Raw genomic sequence first — 10,072 nt, forward strand, 5'->3', positions numbered from 1 at the left:
GGGGCCGGGGCGGCCGGCGCGGCCGGCGGGGCGGGGCCGGCGCGGCCGGGCACGTAGGCTGTCGGCATGTCCACCGCGCTGATCTGGAACGACGACGGGTTGCGCTACGACTTCGGCCCCTTCCACCCGCTGAAGCCGGTGCGCGTGGAGCTGACCGTCGCGCTGATCCGCGCCTGCGGGCTCACCGACCGCGACGGCGTCCTGACCCTGCCCCGGGCCCCGTTCGACGCCGACGACGCGGTCCGCATCCACACCCCCCGCTACGTGGAGATCGTGAAGCGGCTGTCGGCCGAGCCCCAGCTGGGGAGCTCGGCGATCCACGGGCTGGGGCTCGGCGACAACCCGGTGTTCGCCGGCATGCACGAGGCGTCGCTGGAGGTCTGCGGCGCCTCGGTGGCCGCGGCGCAGGCCGTGTGGGAGGGCACGGCAACCCACGCGTTCAACCCGGCCGGCGGCCTGCACCACGCGATGGCCGACCGCGCCGCCGGCTTCTGCATCTACAACGACCCGGCCATGGCCATCGAGTGGCTGCTGCGCCACGGGGCCACGCGGGTGGCCTACGTCGACGTCGACACCCACCACGGTGACGGGGTGCAGACCCTCTTCTACGACGACCCGCGGGTGCTGACCGTCAGCCTGCACGAGTCCGGGCGCTACCTGTTCCCCGGGACCGGGTTCCCCGACGAGGTCGGCGAGGGCGACGGACGCGGCTCGTCGTTGAACGTGCCGCTGGAGCCCCAGACGCCCGGGGCGGTGTACCTGGAGGCGTTCGACGCGATCGTGCCGGCTGCGCTCGACGCGTTCGGGCCGCAGGTGCTCGTCACGCAACTCGGGTGCGACACGCACATCACCGATCCGCTGGCGCACCTGGCGCTGACCACCGACGACTACAGCGAGCTGGCGCGCCGGCTGCACGACCTCGCCCACCGCCACGCCGACGGGCGCTGGGTGGCGACCGGCGGCGGCGGGTACCAGATCGCGTCGGTGGTGCCGCGCGCGTGGACCATCTACTTCGCCGAGCTGACCGGGGCCGACGTGCCCGTCGAGGTGCCATGGGACTGGCTCGCCACCGTCGAGCAGCGCCTCGGCGAGCGTCCCCCCGCCCACTTCCTGGACGACGACGTGCACCTGCCGGCCGACCACCTCGAACGCTGCCGCGACGGCGCCCGGCGCAGCGTCGAGGATCTCAAGGCCAGCGCCTTCGACCTCCTGGAGCGACTCACGTGAACCGGCGTGCCAAGACCGCCAACCGCATCGACGAGCAGCACGGGGATGGCGCCGCCGACCTGCGCGCCCACCTGGTGCGCGCCCGGCTGGCCGGCGAGGTCGCGACCAGCCCCCAGGCCACGGTGACCAACTGCACCCGCCTGGTGGCCGGCCACCCCGAGTTCACCTTCGGGCTCTCCGACTGGCGGTCCGCGTCGCTGCTCGAGACGGTCCACGCGGTCCAGGTCCTGTGCGGCGGGGACCCCGGGGGTGACCCGCCGGCCGGTCCGGGCTACATCGACCCGGAGGCGACCATGGCGGCCATCGCCCGGCACCGCGACGGGGTCGCCGCCCTGGCCCGCACGGGCGGGCGGGTGCTGCTCGCCACGGGCCACCCGACCGGCCTGCTGCCCCACTACGCCACCCTGGCCCGGGCGCTGCAGGCGGCGGGCGCGGACCTGCTGATGCCATTGGACGACCAGGCGGTCCACACCGCGGAGGACGGTCGTCCCCGCAGCGTGCGCTTCCTCGACGGGGTGGCCTGCGTGAGCGACGGGGGGTCGTTGCGCCACACCCACGTCGCCACCTACATGGAGGCCATGCTCGACGCGCTGGGCGCCACCGCGCCCGACCTCGTGATCGCCGACCACGGCATGGCGGGCGCCGCGATCGAGGCGGGGATCGCCACGCTGTCGATCGCCGACGTGAACGATCCCGCCCTGCCCCTGGCGCAGGTCCGGGGCCGCACCGACGCCGTGCTGCCCATCGACGACAACTTGGCCCCGAGCTCCTTCGTCCCGGTCACCGCCGCGGTGCTGGGCGGGCTCGCCGGCCGTTAGCCGCCGAGGGCGCCCCACCCTGGATGGGGAGCATCTGCCTCTCGCCGGGGGGCCCGGGCAACTTCCGCTACGAGGCCCACCACTACTTCGACCACAACCGGTCCAGCTGGTACGACCACACCGACGACGAAGAGGTCGCCGACGCGGTGGCGAAGGGCTACTGACGTGGCCCGACGGGCCCGCTCACTCCAGGGGCGCCGCGGCGAAGCCGACACTGAACCGCCGGCACCAGACCACAACGCTGCGGAAGCGGGTCACGTCGATTTCGGCGGGCACCGGGTAGTTCTGGTCGCCGCGGTTGGCGGTCAGCTCGCCGAGGTCCACGAAGTCGACGTCGTGGGCGGCCTCGTCACCGTCGGCCGGCGCGGCCGACAGGTACACGCGCAGGTCGGGCCCGTTGCTGGTGTCGAGGTCCTCGAAGCGCACGAGGTGGGTGCCGTCGTCGTTCGCGAGCAGGCGCGCGGTGCCCGTCCCGTGCTTGCCGGTGAAGCCGGCGAACGCGCCTCGGGCGAGCTCGTCGAACGTGACGGCGCCGCCCCCGGCCCCGCCCTCGGCCCCGCCCCCGGCCCCGCCCCCGGCCCCGCCCTCCGTGGCGGCCTCGCCCGCGACCACCCCCGGCAGCTCCTCGGCGGCCTCCCGGTCGAACAGCAGCGTCTGCGGCTGGAACCAGACGAGCACCACGGCGACGACCACCACCGCGGCAACGGCCGCGACCAGCAGCCAGGCTTTGCGTGCGGAGCGTTCCATCAGGTCTCCGATCACTCGGGGCTGGCCAGGACGATCAGCTTGGGGCGGGTCATCTCCTCCACGGAGTAGGGGATGCCGCCAAGGCCGAGCCCCGAGGGGCCCCGGCCGCCGAAGGGCATCCAGTCCACGCGGAAGGCGGTGTGGTCGTTGACCATCACCGCGGTGGCGTCGAGGCGGCGGGCGGCGCGCAGCGCGCGGTCGATGTCGCGGGTGACCACCGCGGCCTGGAACGCCCAGGGCACGGCGTTGGACCGGGCGATGGCGTCGTCGAGGTCGGCGCACCCGACGACGCTGACCACCGGGCCGAACACCTCCTCGCGCAGCACGCGGGCCTCGGCGGGGGCGTCGACCAGCAGCGTCGGGGCGAAGACGCGCTCGGAAACGGCCGCCCCGCCGACCGCCGGCCGCGCCCCGAGCGCCGCGGCCTCGTCCACCCAGGCCCCCACCCGCTCGACCTCCGCGGGCGCGATCAGGGGGCCGACCTCGGTGGCGGGGTCCAGCGGGTCCCCGACGCGCAGCGAGGCGACCGCCTCCTCCAGGCGGGCGACCAGCTCGGCGGTGACCCCGCCCACGGCGAACACGCGCTGCACGCTCACGCAGACCTGGCCGGCGTGGTAGTAGCCGCCCTTGCGGATCAGCTGGGTCGCGAGGTCCAGGTCAGCGCCCTCGTCGACGATCATCGGGGCGGCGCCACCGTGCTCCAGCGCGCATCGCACGCCCGGGGCCAGCTGCGAGCGCATCCGCCAGCCCACCGCATGGCTGCCGATGAAGGACAGGAAGGCGATGCGCGCGTCGGTGACCAGCTCCTGGGCGACCGCCCCGGGGCAGGGCAGCGCCACCGCCCAGCCCGGGGGCAGGCCGGCCTCGACGAGCAGCTCGACCAGCGCGAGGCACGACAGCGGGGTCGCCGAGGCGGGCTTGACCACCACCGGGCAGCCGGCGGCGACGGCCGGCGCCACCTGGTGCACGACGAGGTTCAGGGGATGGTTGAACGCGCTGACCGCGGCGACCACGCCGATCGGCTCGCGGGTGGTGAACGCCAGGCGGCCCCGCGCCGCGTCGGTGGCCCGCATCGGCACCTCCACCCCCGCCAGCCGTCCGGCCTCCTCCGCGGCGAGCACCAGGCCGGTGGCCGCCCGGTCCACCTCGACCAGGGCGTCGGCCAGGGGCTTGCCGCCCTCGGTGGCGATCGTGTCGGCGAAGGTGTCGCGCCGCCGGGCGAGCAGGCCCGCCGCCCGGTGCAGGACCCCGACCCGCTCGGGGGTGGGCAGCCACCCGTCGCGGTCGGCGAACAGGGCGCGCTGGCGTGCCAGGACGTGGTCGATCGCCGCGGCGTCGGCCTGCTCGACCTCGGCCACCGGCGCGCCGGTGTAGGCCGACACCACCGGGGCGAACGACCCATCACCGCTCGGGTGGCCCGGGATGGACAGCGGGTGGCGTTCCACCGCCATCAGTGCTGGAGCAGCTCGCCGAGGCGGCGGGTCAGCCGCATGTTCTCGGCGTAGTCGACGGGCACGACGATCACCGAGGGCCGGTCGGTCACGGTGAACGCCTCCTGCAGGGCGGGGCGCAGCTGGTCGCAGCCGGTGACCCGCACGCCATGGCAGCCGAGGGCCCGGGCGAGCTCGGCCAGGTCGGGGTTGCGCAGATCGGTGTGGGAGGTCTTGCCGTAGGCGACCTCCTGCTTCCAGGCGATCAGCCCGTAGGCGGCGTCGTCCCAGACGAGGTTGACCGGGGCGATGCCGTGCTGCACCGCCGTGGCCAGCTCGGCGACGTTCATCATGAAGCCCCCGTCGCCCTGCAGGGCGACCACGCGCCGGTCGGGGTGGCAGAGCTTGGCGGCGATCGCGCCGGGCAGGGCGATGCCCATCGAGCAGAACCCGTTGGAGATCAGGCTGGTGTTGGGCGCGTACGCCGGGTAGTGGCGCGCCGTCCACATCTTGTGGGCGCCGATGTCGCTGATGACGATGTCCTCGTCGCGCATCTCCGCGCGCAGGTCGGCGAGGATGCGCTGGGGCTTCATGGGGAACCCGTCGTCGGCGGAGAACTCCTCGGTGATCTCGTAGACCAGGGTCTTGCGGACCTCCGCCCCGGTGGGGGTGCCCTTGCCCCGGTGGTCGTCGGTCAGGCGCTCGTTGATGGCCCACAGGCAGGCGGCGATGTCGCCGACCGCCTCGACGTCGGGGCGGTAGGCGCCGTCGACCTCCGCGGGCGTGAAGTCGACGTGCAGCAGCGCCTTGTCGGCCCCGACGTTCCAGCGGTCGGGGTGCCACTCGACCATGTCGTAGCCGACGGCGATGACCAGGTCGGCCTCCTCGAAGCAGCGGATGACGTGGTCGCGGGCGCCGAGGCCGGCCGCGAACAGGCTCTGCGGGTGGCGGTCGCTCAGCGCGCCCTTGGCGTGGAAGGTCGTCGTCGCGTACATGCCGGTCGCGTCGACGAAGCGGTGCAGCTGCTTGCTCACGCGGGTGCGCACGCAGCCCCCGCCGAGCAGGAGCATCGGCGAGCGCGCCCGCGCGATCAGCTCCAGCGCCGCGGTGACGGTCTTCTCGTCGGGGGTGGGCCGGCGGATCTTCAGCCCGGGCACGATGGGCTCGTCGTCCACCTCGACCTTGGCGACGTCCTCGGGGAGCTCGATCAGGGTCGCCCCGGGGTTCTCCGCGGCCGCCAGCTTGAACGCCTTGCGCACGATCTCGGGGATGTTGCCCCCGGTCCAGACGGTCGCGCCCCACTTGGTGACCGGCGCGAACATGCCGACCACGTCCATCGCCTGGTGCGAGTCCTTGTGCAGGCGGGTGGTGGCGCCCTGGCCGGTGATCGCCACGACCGGCGAGTGGTCCATGTTGGCGCTCGCCACCCCGGTCAGCAGGTTCGCGGCGCCGGGGCCGAGCGTGCCGAGGCACACGCCGGGCTGCCCCGTCAGGCGCCCGTAGAGGTCGGCCATGAACGCCGCACCCTGCTCGTGGCGGCACACCACGAACTCCACCGGCGAGTCGAGCAGCGACATCATCAGGTCGGCGTTCTCCTCGCCGGGCACGCCGAAGATGTAGCGCACCCCCTCGGCCTCCAGACACCGCATGAACAGGTCGCTGGCCTTCATCGTGTCCCCTCCACGTCCGCGTCAGTCCCTCCAGGACGGTCGCTGCGCGACCGCCACACCCAGCACAGCTGAGAATCGTCCTCGCAGGCTCGGCCGATTCACGTCTCAGTACGCGAACTGCTCGTTCAGGATCCGCTCCTCGAGGTTGTGCTCCGGGTCGAACAGCAGCGGGACGGCGTACGCCGGGTCCTCGAAGACCTCGACGCAGGTGACGTCGCGGGTCTCCTCCTGGTCGGCGACGGCGCTCACCGGGCGCCGGTCGGCCTCGAGGATCTCGAAGCGCACCCGGGCCTTGTTGGTCAGCAGGGCCCCGCGCCAGCGCCGGGGGCGGAACGCGCTGATCGGCGTCAGGGCCAGCACCGACGCGCCCATGGGGATGATCGGGCCGTGGGCGGACAGGTTGTAGGCGGTGGAGCCCGCCGCCGTGGCCAGCAGCACACCGTCGCAGACCAGCTCGGGCGTGCGCACCCGGTCGTCGATGCGGATGCGGATCTTGGCCGCCTGGCGGCTCTGGCGCAGCAGCGACACCTCGTTGACGGCCAGCGACTGGGTGACCGCGCCGTCCACGGCGGTGGCGCGCATCCGCAGCGGGCGCAGGTCCACGGGCACGGCGCGCGCCAGCCGCTGGAGCAGCCCGTCCTCGCGGTAGGCGTTCATCAGGAACCCGACCGTGCCCCGGTTCATCCCGTACAGCCGGCAGCCCCGGCCCATGAAGCGGTGCAGGCTCTCCAGCATGAACCCGTCGCCGCCGAGGACCACCAGGATGTCGGCCGCGTCGAGACCCACGTCGCCGTAGCGCCCGCACAGGGCGGTCAGGGCCGCAGCCGCGGCCGGCGCCTCGCTGGCCACGAAGCTGACCTTCGGCAACCCGCTCACCCGCTCCTCGGGTTCCTCGTGACCAGCACCGCCCGTCCGGCACCCGCCGCGCCCGTCCTGCGTCGCCCAGGACCGGGCGTGGCCCGCCCGGTGCCACGGTTGTAGCACTCCCGGCCCACCAGGGAAAGCCTCGTCGGCATCAGCGGAGACCTTTTGCTCACGCGCCGGCTGTGCCATGCTGCACCGTGGGCGGCCGCGCGCAGCGGGCGCCCGGCCATGGCGGTGACGTGGACGCAGGGTGCGGGGCGCGCGGGCGGTCGAGCGGACGACCGCCCGGCGATCCCACCGTGAGCGAGTAGTCGCAGCGAGGTGTCGCATGGATGTGGTCGCACAACCCAACCTGACGTCGCAGCAGGTGGTGGCGTTCGTCTTGTTCAATATCGCCGTGATCCTGATCATGGCGCGCCTGTGCGGCGCGGTGGCCAAGCGCCTCGGCCAGCCGGCCGTGGTCGGCGAGATCATCGCGGGTGTCCTGCTCGGTCCGACGCTGCTCGGGCCGGCCATCTTCTCCTGGGACGTCCCCTGGGCCTTCCTCGACTGTGAGGCGGCACTCGGCGCCGGCGGCGAGCCGAGCCTCACGTCGTGCCTGTTCCCGCCGCAGTCGCGCGCCGTGCTCGGCCTGCTCGGCCAGCTCGCGCTGCTGCTGTTCATGTTCCTGGTGGGCCTCGAGTTCGACTTCGACCTGCTCAAGGGCAAGATGACCTCGATCCTGCTCGTCGGCGTCGGGGTGGTGGCGGTGCCCGTGGCCCTGGGCTTCGCACTGAACCCCGTGCTCTACAACGAGACGTTCGTCGCCAACTTCGGCGGCGCCGACGAACCGTCCCGGCTCGCGTTCGCGTTGCTGGTCGGGGCGATGCTGTCGGTCACGGCGTTCCCCGTCATGGCCCGCATCCTGCAGGAGAAGGGCTTGACGCTGTCGCCCATGGGCGCGGTGGGGGTCGCGGCGGCAGCCGTGGTCACCATCCTGATGTTCGTGCTGGTCTCGGTCGCCGGCGACGTCGCCGCGGGCGTCAGCCTGCCCGACGCCGCGCTGCCGTTGTCCGCGCCGCTGGCGCCAGCGGCGGGGAGATCGGGCTCGGGGTGGGCCTGTCCGCCGCCTACCTGGTGGTCATGGCGGTGGTGGTGCGCCCGCTGCTGGTCCCGCTGGGCAAGCGCTACGAGGCGCGGGTGCGCAAGCTCGGCGGCCCGGTCGACGAGGCCGGCTGGTCCGCCCGCGACGAGTTCGCCCCCGCCGGCGTCGGCTGGGCCCTGACCCACCACATGTTCGCGATCATCATCGTGGTGGTGCTCCTGTCGGGGCTGGCGGCCCACGTGCTCGGCATCAACGTGATCGTCGGCGGGTTCGTCGCCGGCGCGGTCCTACCGGCCCGCAAGGGCCTGGTCCGCGACATGACCAGCGAGCTGTTCGACCTCACCGCCATCGTGCTGCTGCCCATCTTCCTGGCCTTCTCCGGGCTGAACACCGACTTCACGCAGCTGACGGTGGCCTCGCTCGCCGGCATCGGGCTGTTCCTGGTCGCCGGGGTCGCCGGCAAGTGGGCCGGGGGCGCGGTGTTCTCGCGGCTCGGCGGGCTCAGCTGGGCCGAGGGCAACGTGCTCGGGATCCTCATGAACTGCCGTGGCCTGCTGGTACTCGTCGTCGCGCTCATCGGCGTGCAGCAGGGGGTCATCACGCCGGCGATGCAGCTCGGCGGCGTGCTGATGGCCCTGGTCACCACCATCATGACCGGGCCGCTGTTCGACTGGGGGATCGGCAAGGTGCCGGCGTCCGACCCGCCGCCTGCGGCCACGCCCGGCAAGCCGAGGCCCGCGGGCAAGGCGAAGGCCAAGAAAAAGGCCAACGCCAAGCGCGTCACGTAGGCGACTGCCGTGGAGGTCGTCCACACGCCCCCGCCCCGACGGGTCACGCCCCTGCGGGTGCTCGCCGTCGTGGTCGTGCTCCTGGCGGTGGGCGGCGCAGCCACGTGGCTGTGGCCGCGCGGCGACGAACCGGCGGGTGACGCCACCGCCGCCGCGCACCCATCGCCAGCGCCGGCCGAGGACCCCGACGATCCCGACGACGGGGACGTCGACCATGACGCGGGCCAGACCGAGATCGACCGCATCGCCGCGCAGATCGCCGAGGTGCGCCGCCTCGACCTCCAGCGCCCCGTCGAGGCCCGCTTCGAGCCCCTCGCCGAGCTGGTCACCCGCATCGAGGCCCTCACCGGCGGCGAGGGCGGCGCGACCGGGTCCCAGGACAGCCGCACGCGCATGCTGGAGACCCTCGGGCTCCTGCCCCCCGGGACCGACATCGCCGCGGCGCTGCGCACGATCTACGACGAGACGCTGATCGGCTTCTACGTGCCCGCGGAGGAGCGCCTCTACGTCAACCAGTCGGCCGAGGTGATGACCCCGGGCAACCGTTGGGCGAGCGCGCACGAGGTGTCCCACGCCCTGCAGGACCAGCACTTCGACCTCGGCGGCCTGCTCGACGTCGAGGTCGGGGCGCTCGACCAGGAGCTCGCCCGCACCTCGCTGGTGGAAGGCGACGCGGTCATCACCCAGGTGACGTGGGCGCAGCGCTTCCTCACCAGCGACGAGCAGGCCCAGCTGGGCGACGACACCGGCCCGATCGGCGTCTCCCCCGAGGGTCGCCTGTTCCCCTACGTCGTGGCGCGGTTCGTCTTCCCCTACGAGGCCGGCCCGGAGTTCGTGGCGGCGCTGCTGGCCGCGGGCCACCTGGAGGCGGTCGACGAGGCGCTGCGCCACCCGCCCACCACCAGCGCGCAGATCCTGCATCCCCAGCGCTACCTGGACGGGATCGAGGCGGTCGACGTGCCCATGGCGGCCGACCCGGGCGACGGCTGGGACCCCGGGCGCCGCGACGAGTTCGGCGAGTTCGACCTGCGCCAGCTGCTCGACCCGGTGGGCGTCGAGCGCGCCGCCGACCTGGCCACCGGCTGGGCGGGCGGGCAGGCGCGGTCCTTCACACGGGGGGCCGATACGGCGGTCGGCGTGGGTCTGGTCTTCGACACCGCCGAGCAGGCCGGCGCCCTCTGCGCGGCGCTGCCCGTATGGTGGGCCGCGTCGGCGGACGGGACCATCCGCGGGGACGGGGTGGGCGACTCGCCCGACGGCTGGCTGGCCTACCGCTGCACGGGCACGCGCGTGGACCTGGCCCGCGCGCCCGGCGAGGCGGCGGTCCGGGCGCTGACCGAGCGGGACTGACCGGCGGTCGCGCAGCGACCGCCCTGACGATGCTGAACCAACGCACCGCCCGAGCCTGCGAGGGCGATGCACTGCTGTGCCGGGTGTGGGGGGG

Annotated in this window: 10 protein-coding genes; 6 read left to right on the forward strand and 4 right to left on the reverse strand. The window is 73.9% G+C overall.

Annotated elements, in window-relative coordinates; translation table 11 throughout:
- Positions 1–66 precede the first annotated feature (66 nt).
- The 3 genes from WD250_17085 to WD250_17095 are packed head-to-tail and all read left to right on the forward strand — an operon-like array spanning position 67 to position 2,209.
- Complete coding sequence (locus WD250_17085; GenBank protein ID MEX2621931.1) at positions 67–1,227, forward strand: acetoin utilization protein AcuC; 1,161 nt, start codon at positions 67–69, stop codon at positions 1,225–1,227.
- Positions 1,224–2,045 carry a phosphatase gene (locus WD250_17090; protein MEX2621932.1) on the forward strand — a complete coding sequence of 274 codons (822 nt, stop codon included), beginning with the start codon at positions 1,224–1,226 and terminating at the stop codon, positions 2,043–2,045. The genes WD250_17085 and WD250_17090 overlap by 4 nt, the downstream gene beginning before the upstream one ends.
- 23 nt (positions 2,046–2,068) lie before the next feature.
- Entirely contained in the window at positions 2,069–2,209 is a 141-nt protein-coding gene (locus tag WD250_17095; protein ID MEX2621933.1) for a hypothetical protein, read from the forward strand.
- 19 nt (positions 2,210–2,228) lie between these two features.
- Here WD250_17095 and WD250_17100 read toward each other — a convergent pair whose 3' ends face one another.
- The 4 genes from WD250_17100 to WD250_17115 form a co-directional block, all read right to left on the reverse strand.
- Positions 2,229–2,792, reverse strand: coding sequence for a DM13 domain-containing protein (locus WD250_17100; protein MEX2621934.1), 564 nt, complete (start codon positions 2,790–2,792; stop codon positions 2,229–2,231).
- 11 nt (positions 2,793–2,803) lie between these two features.
- Positions 2,804–4,237 carry an aldehyde dehydrogenase family protein gene (locus WD250_17105; GenBank protein ID MEX2621935.1) on the reverse strand — a complete coding sequence of 478 codons (1,434 nt, stop codon included), beginning with the start codon at positions 4,235–4,237 and terminating at the stop codon, positions 2,804–2,806.
- A 5-nt stretch (positions 4,238–4,242) separates the two neighbouring features.
- Complete coding sequence (locus WD250_17110) at positions 4,243–5,892, reverse strand: acetolactate synthase large subunit (GenBank protein ID MEX2621936.1); 1,650 nt, start codon at positions 5,890–5,892, stop codon at positions 4,243–4,245.
- A gap of 105 nt (positions 5,893–5,997) precedes the next feature.
- Positions 5,998–6,768, reverse strand: coding sequence for an NAD kinase (locus WD250_17115; protein ID MEX2621937.1), 771 nt, complete (start codon positions 6,766–6,768; stop codon positions 5,998–6,000).
- A 316-nt stretch (positions 6,769–7,084) separates the two neighbouring features.
- Here WD250_17115 and WD250_17120 point away from each other — a divergent pair, with 316 nt between their 5' ends.
- The 3 genes from WD250_17120 to WD250_17130 are packed head-to-tail and all read left to right on the forward strand — an operon-like array spanning position 7,085 to position 9,978.
- Positions 7,085–8,020 carry a cation:proton antiporter gene (locus tag WD250_17120; protein ID MEX2621938.1) on the forward strand — a complete coding sequence of 312 codons (936 nt, stop codon included), beginning with the start codon at positions 7,085–7,087 and terminating at the stop codon, positions 8,018–8,020.
- Positions 7,936–8,628: a cation:proton antiporter gene (locus WD250_17125; GenBank protein MEX2621939.1), complete on the forward strand. Its 693-nt coding sequence runs from the start codon at positions 7,936–7,938 to the stop codon at positions 8,626–8,628. The genes WD250_17120 and WD250_17125 overlap by 85 nt, the downstream gene beginning before the upstream one ends.
- A gap of 9 nt (positions 8,629–8,637) precedes the next feature.
- Positions 8,638–9,978, forward strand: coding sequence for a hypothetical protein (locus tag WD250_17130; protein ID MEX2621940.1), 1,341 nt, complete (start codon positions 8,638–8,640; stop codon positions 9,976–9,978).
- Positions 9,979–10,072 lie beyond the last annotated feature (94 nt).

It is taken from the genome of Egibacteraceae bacterium, from assembly GCA_040905805.1.
Taxonomy (GTDB): domain Bacteria; phylum Actinomycetota; class Nitriliruptoria; order Euzebyales; family Egibacteraceae; genus DATLGH01.